The following is a 23,882-nucleotide window of genomic DNA, read 5'->3' as shown; positions in this document are numbered from 1 at the left end:
ATTACTTGAACGGATGCTGCTTGAGGATGGTCTCGTCGCGCTCGGGACCGGTCGACACGATGGCGATCGGCACTTCGCAGAGTTCTTCGAGACGGTTCAGGTAGGCCTGGGCGTTGACCGGCAGGTCTTCCCAGCGCTTGACGCGGAAGGTCGTCCCTTCCCAGCCCGGCATGGTTTCGTAGATCGGCACGCAACGGGCGACGTCGTCGGCACCGATGGGCAGCAGGTCGATGACCTTGTCACCCAGTTGGTAACCGGTGCAGATCTTGATTTCCTTGAGGCCGTCGAGCACGTCGAGCTTGGTGATGCACAGGCCGGTGAGGCCGTTGATGCGCGCCGAACGGCGCAGCAGCGCGGCATCGAACCAGCCGCAGCGGCGCTTGCGCCCGGTCACCGTACCGAATTCCTTGCCGACCGAGAACATCTGGTGGCCCGGCGTGCCTTCGGTGTCGATGTCCAGCTCGCTCGGGAAAGGACCGCCGCCGACGCGCGTGCAGTAAGCCTTGGTGATACCCAGCACGTAGTGCAGCATGCCCGGACCGACACCGGCACCGGCTGCGGCCTGACCGGAAACGCAGTTGGACGAGGTGACGAAGGGATAGGTACCGTGGTCGATGTCGAGCAGGGTGCCCTGGGCGCCTTCGAACAGCATGTTGTGGCCGGCCTTGTTGGCGTCGTACAGCGCGGCGGATACGTCCACGACCATCGGCCGGATCACTTCGGCATCGGCCATGGCCTGGTCGTAAACGGTCTGGAAGTCGACCGGGTCGGCCTTGAAATACTGGGTCAGCACGAAGTTGTGATATTCCAGCACTTCCTTGAGCTTCTCGGCGAAACGCTCCGGGTGGAACAGGTCGTAAACGCGCAGACCGCGACGGGAAACCTTGTCTTCGTAGGTCGGGCCAATGCCCTTGCCGGTCGTGCCGATCTTCTTGTCACCGGCCTTGGCCGCTTCGCGCGCCTTGTCGATGGCCGAGTGGTACGGCAGGATGATCGGGCAACCGGGGCTGACCTTGAGGCGGGAACGGACGTCGATGCCGCCCTTTTCCAGTTCGGCGATTTCCGAGATCAGGTGATGGATGTCGAGCACGACACCGTTGCCGATGTAGCAATCGACACCGGCGCGAACGATGCCCGACGGCACCAGGTTGAGCTTGTAGACGTTGTCGCCGACAACCAGCGTATGGCCGGCATTATGACCGCCCTGGAAACGCACCACACCCTGGGCGTGGTCGGTCAGCCAGTCGACGATCTTCCCCTTCCCTTCGTCGCCCCACTGGGTACCGACGACGATGACATTCTTGGCCATTTTCTCTCTCAATCCTCTTGTATAGCTTCAATGATCCAGCGCCCGCCGACCTGGACCAGCTTGCGGTCGCATGACGGGCCTTCGCAGGCGGTCTCGCCCGGCAGCAGTTCAACGACGGTCTCGCCATGTTCGCGCAGCGCAGCAATGTGCGAAGCCAGCAACTTGTCGGCACCGGCATACGGGGCGAGCACACCGCGGACCGACTTGCCGGCCGGCGCCAGTTGCGCCAACTGGCGCAGGTCCAGCGAAAACCCGGTGGCCGGACGCGCCCGGCCAAAGGCCTTGCCGGCACCGTCGTAACGCCCACCAAGCGCGATCGCCGCGGGAAAACCCGGGCAGTAGGCAGCAAAGACGATGCCGTTGTGATAGTGATAACCGCGCAGGTCAGCCAGATCGATGGAGAACGGCAGTTCCGGCGCGCTCGAAATGAGGTGGCGCAGCTGTTCCAGCGCGGCACGGATGGCCGGCAGGTCGGGCAGGCAGGCGACGGCGCGATTAACGGTTTCCGGCCCGCCATACAGCGTTGGCAGCGCCAGCAGCGCTTCGCGGTATGGCGACGGCACGGCAGCGGTGGACTCGGTCAGCCCCGGGACATCCTTGTCGCGCAACAGCGCCAGCAACTCGGCTTCGGCATCGCCCGGCAGACCGGCTGCTTCGACCAGGGCGCGGAAGATGCCGACATGGCCGAGGTCGATGCGTGCCAGCGGCAACTTGACCCGGTCGAACGCCGTCGCCATCAGGCGGACGATTTCGAGGTCGGCTTCGACGCCAGCATAACCGTACAGTTCGGCCCCCAGCTGGACCTGCTCGCGACCGGCCGAGACGTTGGCCGGCAGGGTGTGCAGGGTACTGCCGCAATAGCACAGACGGGTGACGCCCTGATGATTGAGCAGATGCGCGTCGATACGGGCCGCCTGCGGCGTCATGTCGGCACGCACGCCCATGGTCCGTCCGGACAACTGATCGACCAGCTTGAAGGTGCGCAGGTTCAGATCCTGGCCGGTACCGGTCAACAAGGAATCGAGGTATTCGAGCATCGGCGGCATGACGTACTCGAAGCCGCGCACACGGAAATGATCGAGCAGATTGCGCCGCAGGGTTTCGATGCGCGCCGCTTCGGACGGCAGGGCATCGGCAATGTATTCAGGAAGCAGCCAGTTCATGAGAAGACTATCAGCAGGACGAGTCCGATCAGCATCGAGGTCAGACCGATGAAACGGATCTGACCGTCGGACAACTGGATCAGGCGGCGAAAGGTTTCACGCCAGGCGGCCGGCGCGATGAACGGCATCGCGCCTTCCAGCACCAGCATCAACGCGAACGCCAGCAACAGGGTCGAGGTCATTGACGATGATCAGCGACCGATATTCTTCATGTATTTGAAGAAATCGGAGTTGGGTTCGACAACCAGCACGTCGCTCTTGTTGGCAAAGCTGTTGCGGTAAGCCTCGAGACTGCGATAGAAGGCATAGAACTCGGGGCTCTTGCCGAAGGCTTCGGCGTAGGTCGCCGCCGCCTTGGCATCGCCCTCACCCTTGACCTTCTGGGCTTCACGGTAGGCTTCGGCGATGATCACTTCGCGCTGACGATCAGCATCGGCGCGGATCTTTTCCGCCTCGGCCGCACCTTCGGAACGCAGCTCGTTGGCCACCCGCTTGCGCTCGGCTTCCATCCGGCTATACACCGCGCCACTGACTTCGTCCGGCAGTTCGACCCGCTTCAGACGGACATCAACGATCTGCACGCCGATGCGGCGGGCGTCGATATCAGCCTTTTCACGCATCTGGTTCATGATTTTGTCACGCTCGCCGGAAATGACATCATTGACCAGGCGTTTACCGAATTCCTCGCGCAAACCGGCGTTGACCGTCTGGCTAAGGCGGGTACGCGCCCGGGTTTCGTCGCCACCGACCGAGATGTAGTACAGATTGGGATCGACGATGCGCCACTTGATGTAGGAATCAACCAGCACGTTCTTCTTTTCCGAGGTGATGAAACGCTCGGGATCGGCGCTGTCCAGCGTCAGGATGCGACGATCGAAGAAACGCACGTTCTGGATCATCGGAATCTTGAAATTCAGGCCGGGTTCGGTAATCGCCCGTTTGACTTCACCGAGCTGGAAAACCAGCGCGTACTGTCGCTGATCGACGGTAAACACCGACATCGACAGGACAACCAGGATCAGGGCGACGATGCCGCCCAGCACATTGAGACGCGAACTCATCAGCGAGCCTCCCGTTCACGCGTACCCAGCGAACCGGCACGCGTATTGGCATTCAAGGGGTTACCACCAACGGCGGGGAAACTTTCGGATTGCGGCGGAACGCCGCCGGAAAAGGCCGAGGACTGGCGGGTCGCCGCAGCAGCCGAGCCGCCACCGTCGATCATGCCCTGCGGGGCCGCGGCGGCGCCGCTGGCAGCCCCCATCAGCTTGTCGAGCGGCAGGTAGAGCAGGTTGCCCTGGCCCTTGGCATCGACCATGACCTTGGTGGTGTTGGCGTAAATCTGCTGCATGGTTTCCAGGTACATGCGCTGACGCGTGACTTCCGGCGCCTTGGCGTACTCGGTCTGGATCTGGCGGAAGCGCGATGCATCACCCTGAGCGGTGGAGATCACGCGTTCGCGGTAACCCTGCGCTTCTTCCATCAGACGGGCGGCGGTACCGCGGGCTCGGGGAATCACGTCGTTGGCGTAGGCCTGGCCTTCGTTCTTCTGACGTTCGCGGTCCTGCCCGGCCTTGACCGCATCGTCAAACGCCGCCTGCACCTGCTCGGGCGGCTGGGCGTTCTGCATGGTGACCTTGGAAATCAGGATGCCGGCGTTGTAGCGATCAAGGATGTCCTGCATCAGGCGGGAAGCGTCGCTGGCGATCTGCTCGCGACCTTCGTAGAGCACGAAGTCCATCTTGCTCTTGCCGACGATTTCACGCACGGCGGTTTCCGCAGCGCCGATCACGGCTTCTTCCGGATGACGGTTGTTGAACAGGAATTCGACCGGATCCTTGAGGATGTACTGGACCGCAAACTGGATGTTCACGATGTTTTCATCGTCGGTCAGCATCAGGGCTTCCTTGAGCACCTTGTTGCGTTCGCTGCCGCGGTAGCCGATCTCGACAGTACGCACGCCGGTCAGATTGACCAGTTCGTGCGACTGGATCGGATACGGCAGACGCCAGCGCAGACCGGGCTCGGTGGTTTCGGTCAGTTTGCCGAACTGGAGCACGACGCCGCGCTGCGAGGCATCGACGATATAGAAGCCGGAAGCCAGCCAGACGATGGCGATCAGGCCGACCAGCAGGCCGAGGCCGCCGCTGAGGAATTTGGGATTGAAGTCAACCGGCGGCATGCGCGGACCGTCGCCGCCATTGTTGCCACCGCCGCCGCCCTTCTTGCCCATCATGCCGGACAATTTGCGGTTGAAATCCCGCCACAGTTCTTCGAGGTCGGGCGGTCCATCGTTGGGGCGGCGCGGGCCATTGCCGTTCGGCTTGTCGTCGCTACCGCGATTGCCCCACTGCGGGTCGTTGATCGACATGAGAATACCTAGGGTAGGAATCATGGGTCTCGGGGAGTCAATAGGAGAAATCGGATTGTGCCAGACGTGCTGCCTCGTCGAGCGCCTTGCGGCGCGATTCGGCTTTGGCACGGGCGTGTTCGGCCAGAGCCTGGCGTAATAGTTCCATACCGTCACCGGTGCGCGAACTGATGCGAACGCGGGAGATATTACCATATTCGTCACGATCGACCCCGGCCGAGGCCTCGGTCAGGTCGATCTTGTTCCAGACGATCAGTTGCGGCACATCGCGCGCACCGATCTCCTCGAGGACACGGCCCACTTCGGCCATCTGCTCGTCGCGGGCGTGACTGGCGCTATCGACGACGTGCAGCAGCAGGTCGGCGTCGACCGCTGCTTCCAGCGTCGCGTGGAAGGCATCGACCAGCGAGTGCGGCAGATCGCGGATGAAGCCGACGGTGTCGGAAATGACGATATTGCCGGCCTGCTCGATCCACAACTTGCGCGACGTGGTATCCAGCGTGGCGAACAACTGGTCGGCCGCATAAACGCCGGCGTGGGTCAGGGTATTGAACAGGGTAGACTTGCCGGCATTGGTGTAGCCGACCAGCGAGACATTGAGCACATCGCCGCGCCGCCTGGCCTTGCGCTGCACGCCGCGTTGACGCGACAACTTGCCCAGCCGCTCCTTGAGCAACTTGACGCGGTTGCCGAGCAAGCGCCGGTCGGTTTCGAGCTGGGTTTCGCCCGGACCGCGCATGCCGATCCCGCCCCGCTGCCGTTCGAGGTGGGTCCAGCCACGTACCAGACGGGTGGCCAGATGTTCGAGCTGCGCCAGTTCGACCTGCAGCTTGCCCTCGGCACTGGCTGCACGCAGGGCGAAGATATCGAGGATCAGGCTGTTGCGATCGACCACCCGGCACTTCAGCGACTGTTCGAGGTTGCGTTGCTGAACGGGCGACAGGGCGTGATTGAAGATGACCAACTGGGCATCGGCCGCCGCAATCATGGCTGCCACTTCATCGACCTTGCCTTTACCGGCAAAGGTCCGGGGATCGGGACTGTGACGCCGGCCACGCACTTCGGCAACAACCAGGCCACCGGCTGATTCGGTCAGCAGACGGAGTTCTTCAAGCTGGTCCTCAACATCGACCTGCCCGAAATCCAGTTGCACGATAACGGCGCGCTCGCCGGAAGCGGGGCGCTCATGCATGGAAAAATCCTGCGGAAGAAAATACCGTCCTGCAGGCGCAGGACGGCGGGATGAAGCGTCTTATTCTGCGGCCTGCTCTTGCTGAAGATTGACCGGACGGGCCGGCACGACCGTGGAAATGGCGTGCTTGTAGACCATCTGGGTCACGGTGTTCTTGAGCAGAACGACATACTGGTCGAAAGACTCGACCTGACCTTGCAACTTGATGCCGTTCACCAGATAGATGGAAACGGGAACATGCTCGCGGCGCAGGGCATTAAGGAAGGGGTCTTGTAAGAGTTGCCCTTTATTGCTCATGGTGTGGACTCCATGTGTGTTGTTATGAGGGTCCTAATGTACCCAAATTAGAAGAATGGTGTTGGAAATTTTGTGGTTAATTTGTGACTCAGCGACGCTCCTTGTCGGCAAAGGGATTCTTGCCCGCGACGAACTGGATGCGCAGCGGTGTCCCCTGAAGGTGGAATGCCTCACGGAAGGTGTGTTCCAGATAACGGCGATAACTGTCGGCAATCTGATCCACGGCGTTGCCGTGCACCACGATGATCGGCGGGTTCGACCCGCCCTGGTGGGCATAGCGCGGCTTCGGCCGGAACAGGCCGTGCTTGGGCGGTGCCTGACGGGCGATGGCATCGGCCAGCACCCGCGTCAGGCGCGGCGTGGACAGCTTGGTCATGGCCGCGCCGTAGGCGGCATCGACCGACTTGAACAGATTGACCAGACCGACGTTTTCCAGCGCCGAAATGAAATGAAACTTGGCAAAATCGAGGAATTTCAGCTTGCGCTGCAGGATCTGCCGGGTCTGTTCGCGGACGTAGGAATCGAGACCGTCCCATTTATTGACGGCAACAACCAGTGCCCGCCCGGACTGGACGATGAAATCGGCGATGTGCGCGTCCTGGTCGGAAATGTCGGCACGGGCGTCGACCATCAGGATGACCACGTTGGCATCCTCGATCGACTGCAGGGTCTTGATCACCGAGAATTTCTCGATGGTCTCGAAAACCTTGCCGCGCTTGCGCATGCCGGCCGTGTCGACGAGTACGTATTTGCGCCCGTTGCGCTCGAAGTCGATCTCGATCGAGTCGCGAGTCGTACCGGGCGCGTCGAAGGCGATGACCCGCTCCTCGCCCAGCAGGGTATTGATCAGCGTGGATTTACCGACGTTCGGACGACCGACGATGGCCACCCGGATGGCATCGGAGTGCCACTCGTCGTCTTCCGGCTCGGGGAAGCTCTCCAGCGCCATCTCGATCAGCCCGCGTACGCCTTCGCCATGCGCGGCGGAAATGGCGTTCGGTTCGCCCAGGCCGAGTTCGTGGAAATCAGCCTCGACCATGCCGCTGTTCAGGCCTTCCGCCTTGTTGACCGCAACAAAGACGGGGCGCTCCAGCCGGCGCAGTTTGTTAGCGATTTCCTTGTCGTGCGGCGTCAGGCCGGTGCGACCGTCGACCACGAAAATGACCGCGTCGGCTTCGGCGATCGCCTGCTCGGTCTGACGCGCCATTTCATGCAGGATGCCTTCCTTGACCAGCGGCTCGAAGCCACCGGTATCGACAACCAGGAAAGGTTTCTTGCCCAGCTTGCCATGACCGTAGTGACGATCGCGGGTCAGGCCCGGAATATCGGCAACGATGGCATCGCGGGACTTGGTCAGGCGGTTGAACAGCGTGGATTTGCCGACATTGGGCCGACCGACCAGAACGATAGTAGGTTTCATTGAATCTCGATTGCCCTGACATCGCCACCGGATGACTGGGTCAGGAAACTGTTGCCCAGCAACTGGGGCGGGACCCGTACGGCGCTGCCGTCGGTCTTGAAGCGACCGACAAAGGCCCCTTCCTCGCGGGACAGGAAATGGACATAGCCTTCGACGTCGCCAACGGCAACGACGTTGCCGCGCACAGCCGGCGCCGTCACATTGCGGCGGCGCAGCTTGTCCTGCTTCCACAGGCTGCTGCCGCTCAGACGATCCAGGCCATAGACCACACCGTCGTCGTCAGTGACGAACAGATAACGACCGTCCAGCACCAGGCCGCGCGCCGAGGACAGATCGCGCGACCAGATCATGCTGCCACCCTGCGCCATGTCGAAGCAGGCGACCTTGCCCTGGAAGGCCACGGCACAGATCTGGGTGCCATCGATGGCCGGCGGCGACACGATATCGGCAACGCGGTCGAGTTCGGTCGTGCCCTTGGGTTGCGCCACCGCGCCCTCCCAGACCGGCGCGCCATTGGCCAGCGACAGGGCCATCAGCTTGCCACCGGGAAAACCGGCAAACACGTAACGATCGGCAAAGACCGGCGCGCCCACGCTGCGCACCGAGAGCGCTGGCATCGGCCGCTCGTACATCCATTTGCGCGCGCCATCGCGCGCATCAAGCAGGAAAATGCGGTTGTCGCCGCTACGCACGGCCACGCCCTCGCCGCTTACCGCCGGGGCCGCCAGCACTTCGCTGCTGACCTGCGACTGCCACAGGGCCTTGCCGGTTTCTGCGTCGAACGCCAAGACGCCGCCCTTGGCGGTACCGACGACGACCATGTGGATATCAGCACCGACACCAGCCGACAGGGCTTGCCCGGCATCAACCTTCCAGACGATACGGCCGGCTTCGATGCGGTAGACCCCGCCCTTCTGATCGGCGACGAATACTGCATCACCAACGACAGCCGGCGAGAACATCGCACCGCCCGCCTTGCCCACGCCCTGCGACCAGACGCTGCGCACCGTTTGCGTATCGGCTGACAAAGCCGGCAGCGGCGACATCTTCGGCGCACTGGAAGAGAAGGGATTGATCGAGTCAACGGCGTTGTTCAGCGTCGAACACCCTCCCAGCAAGAAGGCGCCAGCGATGGCCAGCGGCATCAGGCGGCGACTCATGCTGCACCGCCAAGGCTGTCGAGCTTCTGCTGCAGCAATTCGCGCGCCGGGCTTCCGGCCTTGGCTGCCGCCTGGTCGAGCGCCGCCTGGTAGGCCGTGCGCGCATCTGCCGGTTTACCCTGGGCCACCAGAATGTCACCGCGGAGTTCCTGGAAACGGGCCTGGAAGGCCGCCGCCGAAGTCGCCTCGAGTGCCTTCAGGGCCTCGTCGTAAGCCTGCTCGTCGAGCAGCACGGCGGCCAGGCGCAAACGGGCGATATCGCGCAATTCATCCTTGGCGTTATCGGTCACCCAGGTCAGCTGGGCCTTGGCTGTCTTCAGGTCGCCCGCATCAAAGGACTGTCGGGCGGCCAGCAAGGCACCGAGCGACGCGTAACCGCTACGCCCGAATTTTGCCGTCAGTTCGCCGGCCGTCGCCTTGATACGCTGAGCATCGCCCTGTTCAACCGCCTGTTCGAGTGCGGCAAACACCGTCGCCGCCTTGGCCGTCTCGTTGTTCTGATACCAGTTCCAGCCCTGCCAGCCAACGACGGCCAGGGCGGCGGCGGTCACCAGCGAGGTGACCAGGTTGCCGTACATCTTCCACCAGGTTTTCAGCGTGTCGATCTGTTCCTGTTCTTCGAGGTCGTAATGCGCCATGCTGTTTATTCCTCTTCGTCCGAATCAATCATGTGGTCGATGATGGCTTCCGCCAGTTCGTCGACCTTCAGTTTACGTTGGGCCACGCCTTCTTCACGCAAGGCCTTCAATTGTGCCTCGCCGGTCGCCGCTTCGTCGTCGCCGATGATCACCGCGAAAGCAGCGCCACTGCCGTCGGCCTTCTTCATCTGCGACTTGAACGAACCGCCGCCGCAATGCAGCAGCACGTCCAGCCCCTGGTCGCGCAGACCTTCGGCGACGCGGAAGGCCATCCGGCCGGCCGCTTCGCCCTGGTGCACGACATAGACGTCGGGCGCCGGCTCAGCCGGGGCGCCGCCGGAATCCTTGATCAGCGCGATCAGCCGTTCGACGCCCATGGCGAAGCCGCAAGCCGCCGTCGGCTTGCCGCCGAGTTGCTCGACCAGGCCGTCGTAGCGGCCACCGGCGCAGACCGTGCCCTGGGCGCCGAGCTTGTCGGTGACCCATTCGAAGACGGTCAGGTTGTAGTAATCGAGACCGCGCACCAGGCGCGGGTTGATCGTGAACGGCTGGCCGGCGTCGCGCAGCACCTGCTGCACGCCGTCGAAGTGCGCCAGCGATTCGGCGCCGAGGAAGTCGATCAGCTTCGGTGCCGCCGCACAGATGTCCTGTAGCGCCGGGTTCTTGGTGTCGAGGATGCGCAGCGGGTTGGTGTACAGACGACGCTTGGCGTCCTCGTCGAGCACCTCGACGTGCTGTTCCAGGTAGGCGATCAGCGCGGCGCGATGCTCGGCGCGCTCGCTCGGCTGACCGAGGCTGTTGATCTGCAGTTCAATGCCGTCAAGACCGAGGTCGGTCCACAGGCGGGCGCCCATCAGAATCAGCTCGGCATCGATGTCCGGGCCGGCGATGCCGAAAGTCTCGACACCGACCTGATGGAACTGCCGGTAACGCCCCTTCTGCGGCCGCTCGTGGCGGAACATCTGGCCGATGTAGTAGAGGCGCTGCGTCTGCCGCGCCGCCAGGTTGTGCTCGATGACGGCGCGCACGCAGCCGGCGGTGCCTTCCGGACGCAGGGTCAGCGCTTCGCCGTTGAGGCCGTCGACGAAGGAATACATTTCCTTCTCGACGATGTCGGTGACTTCGCCGATAGCACGCTTGAACAGCGGCGTCGGCTCGACGATGGGCATGCGGATCGGCTTGTAACCATAGCCTTTCAGCCAGGTGCGGACGGTGTCCTCGAACAGTTCCCAGAATGCCGCTTCTTCCGGCAGGATGTCGTTCATCCCGCGCACGGCTTGCAACGTTTGACTCATGCTTGCAGTTTCTTCTTGTAGGTGCGCTGGACGTAGCGCTCGATGATGTCCTTGAATTCGGCGGCGATGTTGTCGCCCTTGAGGGTCACGGTCTTCTCGCCGTCCTCGTAGACCGGCGCCGACGGCGCTTCGCCGGTGCCCGGCAGCGAGATGCCGATGTTGGCGTGCTTCGACTCGCCCGGGCCATTGACGATGCAGCCCATGACGGCCAGCGTCATGTTCTCGGCGCCATCGTAATGCAGCTTCCATTCCGGCATGCGGGCGCGAACGAAATCCTGCACCTCGCCGGCCAGTTCCTGGAAGAAGGTCGAGGTCGTCCGGCCACAGCCTGGACAGGCCGCGACCATCGGTGTGAACGCGCGCAGGCCCATGGTCTGCAGAATTTCCTGGGCGACGATCACTTCCTGGCTGCGCGAACCGCCCGGTTCCGGCGTCAGCGAAACACGGATGGTGTCGCCGATGCCTTCCTGGAGCAGCACCGACAGCGCGGCGGTCGAGGCGACAATGCCCTTGGAGCCCATGCCGGCCTCGGTCAGGCCGAGGTGCAGCGCGTAATCGGCGCGCCGCGCCAGTTCGCGGTAGATGGCGATCAGGTCCTGGACGCTGGATACCTTGCACGAGAGGATGATCTTCTCGCCGGCCAGGCCGACTTCCTCGGCCTTCGCCGCCGATTCCAGCGCCGAGGTGACCATCGCGTGGCGCATCATCTCGGTCGCATCGAGTGGCTCGGTACGCTTGCTGTTCTCGTCCATGATGCGTGCCAGCAATTCCTGGTCGAGGCTGCCCCAGTTCACGCCGATGCGCACCGGCTTGTCGTAGCGGCAGGCGAGTTCGACCATCTGCGCGAACTGCTCGTCCTTCTTCTTGCCGAAGCCGACGTTGCCGGGATTGATCCGGTACTTGGCCAGCGCCTCGGCGCAGGCTGGGTGCTCGGTCAGCAGACGATGACCGTTGTAATGAAAGTCGCCGATCAGCGGCACGTTGCAGTTCATCTTGTCGAGATGATCGCGGATCTTCGGTACGGCCGCCGCCGCTTCCATCGAATTGACGGTGATGCGGACCAATTCGGAGCCGGCCCGCGCCAGCTCGGCGCACTGGATGGCCGTAGCCAGATAATCGGCGGTATCGGTATTGGTCATCGACTGGACGACCACCGGTGCGTTACCGCCAAGGCGGACGTGGGCGATGGCGGTCGCGCGGGTCGGACGCTTGCTGATTGCGCTCAAGGTTTACTCCAGCACCAGACGGGCAACATCGCCACGGGTATGCGGCTCAAGGTTGACGACCTGGCCCCGGTGGAGAAGCTTGACGCCAGGCGCATAGCCGATCGTCACCGACAGCGGGCCCCGACCGTCGACGGCCTGCTCGGAACCAGCGATCAGGCGCTGCGAAAAGATGATGTTGTCGTCACGATCCCGCACCTCCAGCCAGGAGGCCTGGCTGAGCACGAAACGCAATTGCGAGGTGACCACAGCGGCTTCGGACGGCGCGTTGACTGCAGGCGGCTGGGCCACGCCTTCGCTCGGCGCAGCCTGCGGCGCGATCAATTGCTGTGCCGTGGCATCGGGTGGAAACAGAACCTCCTGGGCCGCTGCCGCTGGAGGCGGCGCTGTCTCAACCGGAATCTCGGCCCCGCCGAGCAAGCCCTGCCAGGCATCGCGCAATTCGGTCAGATCGTTCGGCAGCAGGAAATAGGCGAGCGCCGCCAGGATCAACAGCAAACCGCCGATGCCGACGACCAGCCCGTCACGCGACTTCGAGGCATTGCTGATCCTGGGAGGGGCAGCGGCAGGAACCGCCAGGGTATCGACTGGCTTTTCCAGCTGACCTTCAAGACGATCCATCAGAGGCGCCGGGTCGATATCGACCAGCCGGGCATAATTACGCACGAACCCCCGGATGAAGGTGGTACCGGGCAGAACCGACCAATCGTCGCGCTCGAGCGCCTCAACCTGCCGTTGCCCCAGTTTCAACGCCTGGGCAATATCAGCGACCGGCAGCGAGCGGCTTTCGCGCGCGTTGCGCAGCACTGTACCGACGGACGGCAAGGCCTCGGGTACGACTTCCTGGTCCGGGACTTCGGTGGCTTCGGCGTTGTCGATTTGATCGCTCATTCAAAATCACCCTTGAGGAATTCCTGGTATTGCACCGACGTCGGATAACGGCTGCGCAACTGCGAAGCAAAACCGCTTTCCGCCCGTTGATCGCCCGACTTGCGCTCCAGCCTGACCCCCAGCCACAAAGCCTCGGCGGTCGGCGGCTCCATCATGCGCAGCGCATCGTTCAGATACAACCTGGACTCCTGGAGATTGCCGCGCTTGAAAAAAATGGTGGCCAACCCGACACGCGCCTGAACAGCCCCATTGCGCGAGACACGCACTGCCTGCAACAGGTAGGTTTGCGCCTGATCCAGGTCGCCAGCCTTGAGCAGACAGGAACCCGCATTGGTGTAGGCACGATCCGGCGTTTCATACAGGGGATCACGCAGAGCACGATCAAAATACTGAAGGGATTGGCTCGGCTTGCCGGTGTCACAGAGGAACCAGCCATAGTTGTTATTGATTTCCGGATCGTTCGGCGCCAGCGAGAGGGCACGGGCAAAATCCGCTTCTGCCTTGGCAAATTCGCGCAAGGATGCATAGACCAGTCCGCGCACGCTGTTCGCCTGATGGAAACGCGGATCAATTTGCAGCGCCATGGACAGATGCTCCAGCGCAACCGCCGGCGTGCCCGCCTGGAAATATAGCGCACCGAGTTCGGTATGTATTCTCGCCCGACTGCGCGGATCAGATACCGAGATGGTCGTATCGCCAGCACCACCGAATTGCTGCGCCGACGGGGGAACATCGAACTGAGCCGCGGCCTGAGCGGCCGCGCCAAACAAGACAAGGAAAGAGAGCCACCGGAACTGCCGGAAACAGCGCATCATGTTCTCAACTCCTGAATGGGAATCGTCGTCCCGGCCGTCCGCCGGGTTTTATCCTTGACCTGTCCGGCCAATTGACCACAGGCCGCGTCGATGTCGTCGCCGCGCGTCTTGCGCGTGGTGGTGACGATACCGGCCTGCAACAGGATTTCACCGAAGCGGCGGACACGATCCGCGGGAGAGCGGCGGAACGGTGACCCGGGGAAAGGATTGAAGGGAATCAGGTTGAACTTGCACGGCACGTCGCGGACCAGCGCCAGCAGTTCGCGGGCATGCGCGTCGCTGTCGTTGACCCCGGCCATCATCGTGTATTCGAAGGTGATGAAGTCGCGCGGCGCCTTTTCCAGGTAGCGCCGGCAGGCAGCCATCAGTTCCTTGAGCGGGTATTTCTGGTTGATCGGCACCAGCTGATCGCGCAGCGCGTCGTTCGGCGCATGCAGCGACACCGCCAGCGCCACCGGGCAATCCTCGCGCAGCCGGTCGATGGTCGGCACCAGCCCCGAAGTCGACACCGTGACCCGCCGCCGCGACAAGCCGTAGGCGTTGTCGTCGAGCATCAGGCGCAGGGCCTTGATGGTGTTGTCGTAATTGGCGAGCGGCTCGCCCATGCCCATCATGACGACGTTGGAGATCACCCGCTCGTCGCCATGAACGGCGCCCAGCGCCTTGTTGGCCTGCCAGAGCTGGCCGATGATTTCCGCCACCGTCAGGTTGCGGTTGAAACCTTGCTTGCCGGTCGAACAGAAGGCGCAATCAAGCGCGCAACCGGCCTGCGTGGAAATGCACAGGGTACCGCGCTCATCCTCGGGGATGAACACCGTCTCGACCGCATTGCCGTTGCCGACATCGATCAGGAATTTGCGCGTCCCGTCGTCCGACAGCTTGTCGGAGACCACCGTTGGCGGCGCCACGACCGCCTTTACCTTGAGCTTCTCGCGAAGGCTCTTGGCGATGTCGGTCATGGCATCGAAATCCGCCACCCCGGAACGATGCATCCAGCGCAGCACCTGGCGAGCCCGGAAGGGCTTTTCGCCCTGCTCGGCAAACCAGGCGGTCAGTCCGTCGGCATCGAAATCAAGAAGATTCTGCATCAGCATCCCGAGGCGTCGAACCCGCCGAAACGGCGAGCCCGACGACAGGCAAAATTAACGACCTGCGTAGGTGTTCATGCCCGGGAAGAAGAAAGCAACTTCCACGGCAGCGGTTTCCGGGGCGTCGGAACCATGCACGGCATTGGCGTCGATCGACTCGGCGAAATCGGCGCGGATGGTGCCCTTGTCGGCCTTCTTCGGGTCGGTGGCGCCCATCAGCTCACGGTTCTTGGCGATGGCGTTCTCGCCTTCCAGGGCCTGGATCATGACCGGACCGGAGGTCATGAACGAGACCAGATCCTTGAAGAAGGGCCGATCCTTGTGCACGGCGTAGAACTGGCCGGCTTCCTGCTCGGACAGCCAGGTCATGCGGGCGGCGATGACCTTCAGGCCGGCGCCTTCGAAACGGGAGTAGATCTGGCCGATGACGTTCTTCTTGACGGCGTCGGGTTTGATGATGGAAAGGGTGCGCTCGATAGCCATGAATTTGCTCCGAAAAAGCTAGTCGGTTGAAAAACGGGGAATTTTAGCAGATAAGCCGAGGTCTTGACCGCCTCACTGAACCTCGGCTGCCTTCAGCAAAGGTTCGCGCAGCAGGGCGAAATCGCGCGGCGCCACATACTGCAGCAGTTCCTTGCCGTCGGCGTCGACCACGACATCAAGGCCTTTGTCCGGGTAAAGCAGATGAACGCGCTTGTCGGACACCGGCAGACGCTCGGCGGGTTCGCCAAAACGCTGAACGATGGTTGCCTCGTCGAGATTGACCGTCGGAATCACGCTGATCGCCTTCACCCGCATGGCATCGGCAGCAGCAAGATCGTCCGGATGCAGGCGGATCTTGCGCGTCGTACTTTCCATGTGCTCGGCCTTCAGGGCACGTTCACGCATGGCGATGATGGCTTCGGGCGCAACATCGACGACCAGGATCACCTTGGCCAGCACGAAACCCAGCGGCAACTGGGTGTAGTAAGCCTCCAGCGAACCAATTTCATTGGGCGCCGCAATGATCGCCACTTCCGGCTCTCCGCCGAGGATGGCGCGGACTTCACCCAGCGTCTGCAAGCCCGGACTCACGCCGAAGACACGGGCACCGCCCCGGCCATCAACTTCGATCTGCCAGGGCAGGTTGGCATTCGGATCAAAACCCTCTTGCTTGCCGGTACCCGGGATCAGGAAAGGAACGATCAGCGCGGCCAGGACCAGCGCCACCATGGACAGGGCAAATTTCATGAGCAGTCAGGCTTTCAATTCAAGGCAGCGATTGTGCCACAGGCTGGAGAGCACGAAATGAAAAAGGCCGCGCTTCCGGAGAAGCGCGGCCTGGTTCGATCAGCGGATCGCTACATCATGCCGAGCGTGCGCGGCAGCCAGAGCGAGATATCCGGGATGTAGGTGATGAAGATCAGGAAGACCAGCATCGTGTACAACCACGGCAGCACGGCCTTGGTCATTTCGCTCATGCCGGCGCGGGTGATGCCACTGGCAACGAACAGGTTGAGACCGACCGGCGGCGTGATCATGCCGATTTCCATGTTCACCGTGATGATGATGCCGAAGTGGATCGGATCGATACCCAGGGCCACAGCAACCGGGAACAGGATCGGCGCCAGGATCAGGATGATCGACGACGGCTCCATGAAGTTACCGGCGATCAGCAGCAGGATGTTGACGATGACCAGGAAGCCCACCGGACCGAGGCCGAGATGGATGATCCAGTCGGCGATGCCCTGCGGAATCTGCTCGGAGGTCAGGATGAACGAGAACAGGATGGCGCTGGCAATGATGAACAGCAGCATCGAGCTCATATTGGCCGAATCGAGCAGCACCTTGGGAATCTGCTTGAAGGTCAGATCCTTGTACACGAACACCGCGATCAAGAAGGCGTAGACCGCCGACATGGCCGCCGCTTCGGTCGGCGTGAACATGCCGGAGTAGATACCGCCCATGACCACGACGATCAGCATCAGCCCCCAGAAAGCTTCACGGAAGGCCTTGAAGCGGGTGCCCCAGCTCGCCTTCGGCAAGCGCGGATAACCGCCCTTGCGTGCCTGCCACCAGGTCGTCGCACCGAGCGCCAAGGCCAGCAGCAGGCCCGGAACGACGCCGGCCATGAACAGCGCGCCGACCGACGAGTTGGTCGTCACCGCGTACATCACCATGACGATGGAGGGCGGGATCAGGATACCCAGACCGCCGGCCGAAGCGACGACACCGGCACCGAAGCGCAGCGGAAAGCCCTGCTTGACCATGGCCGGAATCAGGATCGAACCGATTGCCACCACAGTTGCCGGCGACGAACCGGAAACCGCCGCGAACAGCGCACAGGCCAGCACCGCCGACATGCCGAGACCGCCGGTCAGGTGACCGACCATCGAGGTGGCAAAGTTGATCATGCGCCGGGCGACGCCGCCATGGGTCAGGAAGTTGCCGGCCAGGATGAAGAACGGGATCGCCATGATCTCGAACTTCTCGATGCCGGTGAACATCTTCAGGGCCACCGAGGCGATCGGGGTATCGGTAAAGGCGAACATGAAGCCGAGCACAGTAAGACCCAGCGCCACGCCGACCGGCATGCCGATCACCATCAGGGTGAGAAGGATGCCAAAAATGATGACTGCGCTCATGGCTTACTTCTCCTCTTTCTTGTCGGCAGCGGGATGCTGTTTCTCCCACTCGCGGTCGCTCAGACCGGCATGCGCATGCTCGCGCTGCTCGGCGATGGCGATGGCCTCGCCAACCTGCAGTACCTCGCCCTCTTCCAGACCCTCGACGTGACCATGGTCGTGCGTCGGCAATTCACCGGTGTTGGCGAACTTGATCATCACCTGGACGAAGCGGAAGCACATCAGGAAGGAACCCAGCGGAATCGCCGAATAAACGATCCAGGTCGGCCATTCGAGATCAGGCGTAACCGGTCCCTCGAAGAAATGCCCGGTGTCCAGGCCAAAATTGCTCAGCGTGACGTAAGCCATGCCGTTTTCCCAGACAAAATAGGCACCAAACAGGCCGATCACGCCGGTAAACAGGATGCCGCAGGCCAGACCGAGCAGGATCATGCTGCGCCGCGGCTTCTCCGACAACTGGTTGATCAGCAGATCGACCCCGACGTGGATGCCAGTACGCACACCGTAAGCGGCGCCGAATTTCGCCATCCACACGAAAAGAATGATGCAGAACTCCTGCGCCCAGCCCATATCGATGGACAGCAGCCAGTCCTGAACAACCGGGATATCAAACCCGGTACCGTAGCGATGCACCACGGAAATGAAGATCACCACGGTGGCTACCGCCATCAGCGAGCCGATGATGAATTCTTCAAGAAAATCGATGAGTTTTCCCATGACCCCTCTCCTTGCAAAAACGCCCGCCGCCACCATTGGCAACAGCGGGCGCCCAGAGGACTGAAACGATTACAGCTTGTTCGGATTGAAGCCGGTAGCCTTGTAGACCGCGTCGATCGTTTCCTTGCCGATACGGCTTTCCATCTTCTTGTGCACCGGCACCAGGGCCTTCTTGAACTCGGCACGCTCAGCAGCGGTCGGCGTATGCACCTGGGTCTTGCCGCTCTTGCGGACATTGTCCAGCGAAGTGTCGTTCTCGACCTTGGCGATCTGGTTGGCGTAACGGGTTGCCTGTTCCATGGCATCGTCAAGCTGCTTGCGGATATCCGCCGGCAGACCGTCCCAGAACTTCTTGTTCACGATCACGGCGTAGCCGAGGTAACCGTGTTCGGTCAGCGTCAGATGCTTCTGGACTTCGTGCATCTTCTGGGTGTACAGGTTGGAAATCGGGTTCTCGGTACCATCAACCACACCGGTCTGCAGGGCCTGATAAACCTCGGAGAAAGCCATCACCTGCGGCAGGGCATTCAGGGCACGAACCTGCTCTTCGAGCACCTTCGACGACTGGATACGCAGCTTCTTGCCGCGCAGGTCAGCCGGGGTACGGATCGGGGTGTTGGCCGAGAACGACTTGAAGCCATTGTCCCAGAAAGCCAGGCCGCTGATGCCCTTGGGCTCCAGCTTGGCCAGCAGGCTCTTGCCAACCGGACCGGTGGTGACCTTGTGCAGGTCGGCGTAGCTGTCGAACATGAACGGCAGGTCGAAGACTTCGAAATCACGCACGCCGAGCGGGCCGAACTTGGCCAGCGACGGGGCCAGCATATGGACGGCGCCGAGCTGCAGCGCTTCCATTTCTTCCTTGTCCTTGTACAGCGTCGAGTTGGCATAAACCTCGACCTTGACCTTGCCCTTGGTCAGCTCTGCGGCCTTCTGGGCGAAGAAGTCAGCGGCCTTGCCCTTGGGCGTGTCATTGGCAACGACGTGGCTGAACTTGATCACGATCGGCTGTTGTGCGTAGGCGCCGAGCGAAACGGCACAGGCGAACAGGCCGACGAGAAGCTTGGAAACTTTCATGGATATCTCCTCCAAAGATTTGTTGGTCGCGAGAATCGAATTGCGACTGGATGAAAGTATTACGAAACGGGCAACACCTGCGTATTGTGGATATCCACATTCGACCCGCCGGGTTAACATCGCACCATGGACTCACCAAGCGCCCCGACCCTAGCCGAAAAACGCCATCTGCCCTGGCTGCTGGCCCTGCCAAAACTCGGCATCGTCTTGCTGATGGCCGCCCTGTTTGCCCTGCTCTGGCTGCTCCAGCATTCGGAGCGTGAAGAACAGCGCAACATCCTGATCAAGGATGTCCTGTGGCTGGAACAGAACCTGCGCTTTCACCTCGAAGGCAACCGTGACCTGCTACAGCAACTGGCCGTGGACATGAACGACCCCCAGGAACGTGAACGCCTGTTCCGCGTCCGCTCGACACATCTGTTGAAAAACAGTCCGGAAATATCCCGGATCAGCTGGCTGGACCCACAAGGCCGTGCGCTGATTTCCCTGCCCGGCCACGAGATCACCAACGAACCTAACCCCGGACGCCGTATCCGTGCCTTCGACGTCGCCAAACGACTGGGCAAACCCGCCTACAGTGAGCCTTACTTCTCTGCTGCAAGAGAAAGCCTGATCGACCTGCTGGTGCCGATCTACGACGAATCGCACCTGACCGGCATGCTGCTGGCCACCTACCCGCTCAACGACCTGCTGACCAATCAGGTGCCCTGGTGGTTCACCGAGAAATACAAGCTGGAAATCGTCGACGACAACGACATGCTCTACGCCACCAAAACCCATCTTGAGGGCACCAACGCCGACAGCTACCAGATTCCTTTTGATCCACCCGGCCACGGCCTGCGGCTGAAGATCAGCAACTACCCCAGCGATCAGAACGCCTTGCAGCGATTGCTGACGATTTCCATCCTGCTGCTCGCCGGCGGGGTCTTCTGGAGCCTGTGGCTGGTCCGCGACCTGATGCACAAGAGCACCCGGGCCGAGGAAGCCTTGCGCGCCGAGCATGCTTTCCGGGCCGCCATGGAAGACTCGCTGACGGTCGGCATGCGCGCCCGAGACCTCAAGGGACGGGTCATCTACGTCAACCCGGCGTTCTGCAAGATGACCGGTTTCGCGCCCGATGAACTGGTCGGCCACGAACCACCAATGCCCTACTGGGCGCCCGAACACCTGGAAAACACCGAAGCCATGCACCGCGCAGTCATGGCCGGCGAAGCCCCCAGCGACGGCTTCGAGATCACTTTCATGCGCAAGAACGGCGAGCGCTTCCAGGCGCTGGTCTACGAAGCCAAGCTGATCGACGGCAACGGCCAGCATACCGGCTGGATGGCATCGGTCCTCGACATCACCGAGCGCAAGAACGCCGAAGAGTTGGCCCGCCAGCAGCAGGAGCAACTGCAATTCACCGCCCGCCTGGTGACCCTGGGTGAGATGGCCTCGACCCTGGCCCACGAACTGAACCAGCCGCTGGCCGCAATCGCCAGCTACAACACCGGCTGCCTCAACCTGCTGAACAGCGAAAATCTCTCCTGCGCCGAACTCAAACCGGCGCTGGAGAAAATCGGCGTCCAGGCCCAGCGTGCCGGCAAGATCATCCGCCGGGTTCATGATTTCGTGCGCAAGAGCGAGCCCAAGCGTGCACCCTGCGCCCTCGGCGAAGTCATCGATGACTGCCTGGGCTTCGTCGAACCGGAAGCGCGCAAGCGACAGATCCGCATTGAAGCCGGAATCCCCGACCTGCCGCTATTGCCGGCCGACCGACTGATGCTCGAGCAGGTCCTGCTCAACCTGGTACGCAACGCCATGGATGCGATGAACGAAACACCAACGGCCCATCGCTTGATCCGGCTGAACGTACAGGCGGACGACAACGAGGTCCGCGTCAGCGTCGCCGACCATGGCTGCGGGATTGCCCCGGAAATCGAGGATAAACTGTATACCGCCTTCTTCACCACCAAGCAGGAAGGCATGGGTGTCGGTCTGTCGATCTGTCGTTCGATCATCGAGTTTCATCGCGGCCGCCTGTGGGCGGAAAAGAACGCCGACTCGCCGACCGGAAACGGTACGATATTCATCTTCACCCTGCCCCTGGAAAGCGCATGAACACGCCCCGTGCCCATCTGGTCGACGACGACGAAGCCATCCGCGACGCACTGAGCTGGCTGCTCAAATCCCGCGGACTGCCGTTTGCCGTTTACGCATCAGCCGAGGATTTCCTGGCCGCATGGACGCCGGCCACCAGCGGTTGCGTGGTTCTCGACATGCGCATGTCCGGGATGAGCGGACTCGACTGTTTCGACGCGCTGCTCGAGCGCGGCTCAACGCTGCCGGTCATCTTCCTGACCGGCCACGGTGACGTGCCACTGGCCGTGGCCACACTCAAGCGCGGCGCCTTCGATTTTTTCGAAAAACCGCTGAACGACAATGAGCTGGCCAGCCGGGTCGAAGAAGCCATGGCGCTCGACACCCGCCAGCGGGCCGAAAGCGCCACCCAGGATTCGGTCAATGCCCGGGTATCGCGGTTGACCACCCGCGAACGGCAGATCATGGAGCTGGTACTCGCCGGAAAATACAACAAGGTCATCGCCGACGAACTGAACATCAGCATGCGCACCGTCGAAGTGCATCGCGCCAACCTGTTCGACAAGATGCAGGTCAAGACGGCCGTCGAGCTGGCCAATCTGTTCAAAACAGGGCGCTGACGCTTCCCATGCCGGGCTTTTTTCGCTAGCATCACAAAACACTTATCGGGCTGAACGCCCCATTCCAAACGTATACAGACCCCTGAAACCACGAGGCACACATGAGCGAGCACATCCACTACGTCACCGACGACACCTTCGAAGCCGAGGTGCTGCAAGCGCAGCAACCCGTGCTCGTCGACTACTGGGCAGAATGGTGTGGTCCCTGCAAGATGATCGCCCCGATCCTCGACGAAATTGCCGCCGAATACGCCGGCAAGCTGAAAGTCGCCAAGGTCAACATCGATGAAAACCAGCAGACGCCGGCCAAATTCGGCATCCGCGGCATCCCGACGCTGATGATCTTCAAGAACGGCAACGTCGAAGCCACCAAGGTTGGCGCCCTGTCCAAGTCGCAACTCGCTGCCTTTATTGACAGCACGCTGTAATCTCCGTAGTCTCCCGCCCTGAAGGTGCAACGCGCACCTTCAGGCTGACGCAAACGGCCACGCGCCCCGGCGTCTCTTCCCTCCCAAGCCCTCTAGCTCCTGCGCCCCGATCTTCGGGCTGTCGCCCGCGCTTACATTCCGGCGCCACACACACTTCCAATGCAACTTTCAGAACTCAAGACCTTACACGTCAGCAAACTGCTGGACATGGCGACCGAACTCGCCATCGAAAACGCCAACCGCATGCGCAAGATGGAGTTGATCTACGCCATCCTCAAGGCCAAGGCGAAGAACGGCGACACCATCTACGGCGACGGTACCCTGGAAGTGCTGCCGGACGGCTACGGTTTCCTCCGCTCGTCGGACACCTCCTACCTGTCCAACCCGGACGACATCTACGTTTCCCCGTCGCAGGTCCGTCGCTTCAACCTGCGCACCGGCGATACGGTCGAAGGCGAAATCCGCACCCCCAAGGACGGCGAACGCTACGTCGCCCTGACCAAGCTGCAATCGATCAACGGTTTCCCGCCGGAAGCCAACAAGAACAAGATCATGTTCGAGAACCTGACGCCGCTGCACCCGACGCGTCACCTCAAGCTCGAACGCGAGATCAAGTCCGAGGAAAACATCACCAGCCGGGTCATCGACATGATCGCCCCGATCGGTTGCGGTCAGCGCGGCCTGCTGGTGGCCCCGCCGAAGACCGGCAAGACCGTGATGCTGCAGAACATCGCCCACGCGATCACCGCCAACCATCCGGATGTCGTGCTGATCGTCCTGCTGATCGACGAACGCCCGGAAGAAGTCACCGAAATGACCCGTACGGTCAAGGGCGAGGTCGTCGCCTCGACCTTCGACGAACCGGCTTCGCGCCACGTCGCCGTCGCCGAGATGGTCATCGAGAAGGCCAAGCGCCTGGTCGAGCACAAGAAGGATGTGGTCATCCTGCTCGACTCGATCACCCGCCTCGCCCGCGCCTACAACACCGTGCAGCCGGCCTCCGGCAAGGTGCTGACCGGCGGCGTCGACGCCAACGCCCTGCAGAAGCCGAAGCGCTTCTTCGGCGCCGCGCGCAACATCGAGGAAGGCGGCTCGCTGACCATCCTCGCCACGGCGCTGATCGACACCGGCTCGCGCATGGACGAAGTGATCTACGAAGAATTCAAGGGCACCGGCAACTCCGAAATCCACCTCGACCGCCGGATGGCCGAGAAGCGCATGTACCCGGCAGTCAACGTCAACCGTTCCGGCACCCGCCGCGAAGAGCTGCTCCTCAAGCCGGACGTGCTGCAGAAGATGTGGGTGCTCAGGAAACTCTGCTACCCGATGGACGACCTCGAAGCGATGGAATTCCTGCTCGACAAGGTCAAGTCCACCAAGGGCAACGCCGAATTCTTCGACGCCATGCGTCGTGGCTGAAAAAACTATTGCAAGCGCGTGATTATTCAACGATAATCTCGCGCTTCCCAGATCGGCCA

General features: G+C 62.0%; 24 protein-coding genes. 4 read left to right on the top strand and 20 right to left on the bottom strand.

Translation table 11 applies throughout. The annotated features are described in order from the left end of the window. Position 1 precedes the first annotated feature (1 nt). From AADV58_RS07680 to AADV58_RS07585, 20 genes are all read right to left on the bottom strand, one after another. Positions 2-1,309 (bottom strand): adenylosuccinate synthase, encoded by a 1,308-nt coding sequence (locus tag AADV58_RS07680; protein WP_281984133.1) that lies wholly within the window; start codon positions 1,307-1,309, stop codon positions 2-4. 8 nt (positions 1,310-1,317) lie between these two features. Continuing rightward, positions 1,318-2,472 carry an ATP phosphoribosyltransferase regulatory subunit gene (locus AADV58_RS07675; protein WP_341744466.1) on the bottom strand — a complete coding sequence of 385 codons (1,155 nt, stop codon included), beginning with the start codon at positions 2,470-2,472 and terminating at the stop codon, positions 1,318-1,320. Then, a complete protein-coding gene (locus AADV58_RS07670) occupies positions 2,469-2,654 on the bottom strand; it encodes a DUF2065 domain-containing protein (RefSeq protein WP_028995939.1) in 186 nt (61 codons plus the stop codon). Before AADV58_RS07670 ends, AADV58_RS07675 begins: the two co-directional genes overlap by 4 nt. Positions 2,655-2,663: 9 nt before the next feature. Then, complete coding sequence (gene hflC, locus AADV58_RS07665) at positions 2,664-3,533, bottom strand: protease modulator HflC (RefSeq protein ID WP_028995940.1); 870 nt, start codon at positions 3,531-3,533, stop codon at positions 2,664-2,666. Next, complete coding sequence (gene hflK, locus AADV58_RS07660; RefSeq protein ID WP_028995941.1) at positions 3,533-4,843, bottom strand: FtsH protease activity modulator HflK; 1,311 nt, start codon at positions 4,841-4,843, stop codon at positions 3,533-3,535. The genes hflC and hflK overlap by 1 nt, the downstream gene beginning before the upstream one ends. Before the next feature lie 37 nt (positions 4,844-4,880). After that, a complete protein-coding gene (gene hflX / locus AADV58_RS07655) occupies positions 4,881-6,035 on the bottom strand; it encodes a GTPase HflX (protein WP_028995942.1) in 1,155 nt (384 codons plus the stop codon). Positions 6,036-6,095: 60 nt separating this feature from the next. After that, positions 6,096-6,332 carry an RNA chaperone Hfq gene (gene hfq, locus AADV58_RS07650; protein WP_011288708.1) on the bottom strand — a complete coding sequence of 79 codons (237 nt, stop codon included), beginning with the start codon at positions 6,330-6,332 and terminating at the stop codon, positions 6,096-6,098. 88 nt (positions 6,333-6,420) lie between these two features. Then, positions 6,421-7,752: a ribosome biogenesis GTPase Der gene (gene der / locus AADV58_RS07645; RefSeq protein WP_028995943.1), complete on the bottom strand. Its 1,332-nt coding sequence runs from the start codon at positions 7,750-7,752 to the stop codon at positions 6,421-6,423. Next, positions 7,749-8,912, bottom strand: a complete 1,164-nt coding sequence (gene bamB / locus AADV58_RS07640; protein WP_081700289.1) for an outer membrane protein assembly factor BamB — start codon at positions 8,910-8,912, stop codon at positions 7,749-7,751. The genes der and bamB overlap by 4 nt, the downstream gene beginning before the upstream one ends. Next, complete coding sequence (locus tag AADV58_RS07635; protein ID WP_281984111.1) at positions 8,909-9,550, bottom strand: YfgM family protein; 642 nt, start codon at positions 9,548-9,550, stop codon at positions 8,909-8,911. Before AADV58_RS07635 ends, bamB begins: the two co-directional genes overlap by 4 nt. Before the next feature lie 5 nt (positions 9,551-9,555). Next, a complete protein-coding gene (gene hisS / locus AADV58_RS07630) occupies positions 9,556-10,845 on the bottom strand; it encodes a histidine--tRNA ligase (protein ID WP_341744465.1) in 1,290 nt (429 codons plus the stop codon). Beyond that, positions 10,842-12,071: a flavodoxin-dependent (E)-4-hydroxy-3-methylbut-2-enyl-diphosphate synthase gene (gene ispG, locus AADV58_RS07625; RefSeq protein WP_281984107.1), complete on the bottom strand. Its 1,230-nt coding sequence runs from the start codon at positions 12,069-12,071 to the stop codon at positions 10,842-10,844. Before ispG ends, hisS begins: the two co-directional genes overlap by 4 nt. 3 nt (positions 12,072-12,074) lie before the next feature. Next, positions 12,075-12,959: a helix-turn-helix domain-containing protein gene (locus tag AADV58_RS07620; RefSeq protein WP_341744464.1), complete on the bottom strand. Its 885-nt coding sequence runs from the start codon at positions 12,957-12,959 to the stop codon at positions 12,075-12,077. Beyond that, the gene (gene pilW, locus AADV58_RS07615) at positions 12,956-13,774 is read right to left on the bottom strand and encodes a type IV pilus biogenesis/stability protein PilW (protein WP_051295509.1); all 819 of its coding nucleotides are present in this window, start codon (positions 13,772-13,774) and stop codon (positions 12,956-12,958) included. Before pilW ends, AADV58_RS07620 begins: the two co-directional genes overlap by 4 nt. After that, positions 13,771-14,862, bottom strand: coding sequence for a 23S rRNA (adenine(2503)-C(2))-methyltransferase RlmN (gene rlmN / locus AADV58_RS07610; protein ID WP_341744463.1), 1,092 nt, complete (start codon positions 14,860-14,862; stop codon positions 13,771-13,773). The genes pilW and rlmN overlap by 4 nt, the downstream gene beginning before the upstream one ends. A gap of 54 nt (positions 14,863-14,916) precedes the next feature. Then, on the bottom strand, positions 14,917-15,345 hold the full coding sequence (gene ndk / locus AADV58_RS07605) for a nucleoside-diphosphate kinase (RefSeq protein WP_028995950.1): 429 nt from the start codon (positions 15,343-15,345) through the stop codon (positions 14,917-14,919). A gap of 72 nt (positions 15,346-15,417) precedes the next feature. Next, positions 15,418-16,092, bottom strand: a complete 675-nt coding sequence (locus AADV58_RS07600; RefSeq protein WP_341744462.1) for a hypothetical protein — start codon at positions 16,090-16,092, stop codon at positions 15,418-15,420. 110 nt (positions 16,093-16,202) lie between these two features. Then, positions 16,203-17,486: a TRAP transporter large permease gene (locus AADV58_RS07595; RefSeq protein ID WP_028995952.1), complete on the bottom strand. Its 1,284-nt coding sequence runs from the start codon at positions 17,484-17,486 to the stop codon at positions 16,203-16,205. A 3-nt stretch (positions 17,487-17,489) separates the two neighbouring features. After that, positions 17,490-18,203 carry a TRAP transporter small permease gene (locus AADV58_RS07590; protein ID WP_051295510.1) on the bottom strand — a complete coding sequence of 238 codons (714 nt, stop codon included), beginning with the start codon at positions 18,201-18,203 and terminating at the stop codon, positions 17,490-17,492. A 69-nt stretch (positions 18,204-18,272) separates the two neighbouring features. Next, entirely contained in the window at positions 18,273-19,277 is a 1,005-nt protein-coding gene (locus AADV58_RS07585; RefSeq protein WP_028995953.1) for a TRAP transporter substrate-binding protein, read from the bottom strand. A gap of 126 nt (positions 19,278-19,403) precedes the next feature. Between AADV58_RS07585 and AADV58_RS07580 the strand changes: the two genes are divergently transcribed. The 4 genes from AADV58_RS07580 (at position 19,404) to rho (ending at position 23,823) form a co-directional block, all read left to right on the top strand. Further along, on the top strand, positions 19,404-21,377 hold the full coding sequence (locus AADV58_RS07580; RefSeq protein ID WP_028995954.1) for a PAS domain S-box protein: 1,974 nt from the start codon (positions 19,404-19,406) through the stop codon (positions 21,375-21,377). Then, positions 21,374-21,976: a response regulator transcription factor gene (locus AADV58_RS07575; protein WP_028995955.1), complete on the top strand. Its 603-nt coding sequence runs from the start codon at positions 21,374-21,376 to the stop codon at positions 21,974-21,976. The genes AADV58_RS07580 and AADV58_RS07575 overlap by 4 nt, the downstream gene beginning before the upstream one ends. Positions 21,977-22,077: 101 nt before the next feature. Further along, on the top strand, positions 22,078-22,404 hold the full coding sequence (trxA, locus tag AADV58_RS07570; RefSeq protein ID WP_028995956.1) for a thioredoxin TrxA: 327 nt from the start codon (positions 22,078-22,080) through the stop codon (positions 22,402-22,404). A gap of 159 nt (positions 22,405-22,563) precedes the next feature. Beyond that, entirely contained in the window at positions 22,564-23,823 is a 1,260-nt protein-coding gene (gene rho, locus AADV58_RS07565; RefSeq protein WP_028995957.1) for a transcription termination factor Rho, read from the top strand. Positions 23,824-23,882 lie beyond the last annotated feature (59 nt).

This window comes from Azonexus hydrophilus (assembly GCF_038368255.1).
GTDB classification, from domain to species: domain Bacteria; phylum Pseudomonadota; class Gammaproteobacteria; order Burkholderiales; family Rhodocyclaceae; genus Azonexus; species Azonexus hydrophilus.
Note: the sequence above shows the minus strand (reverse complement) of the source record. Positions and strands in the feature narration are given on the sequence as shown.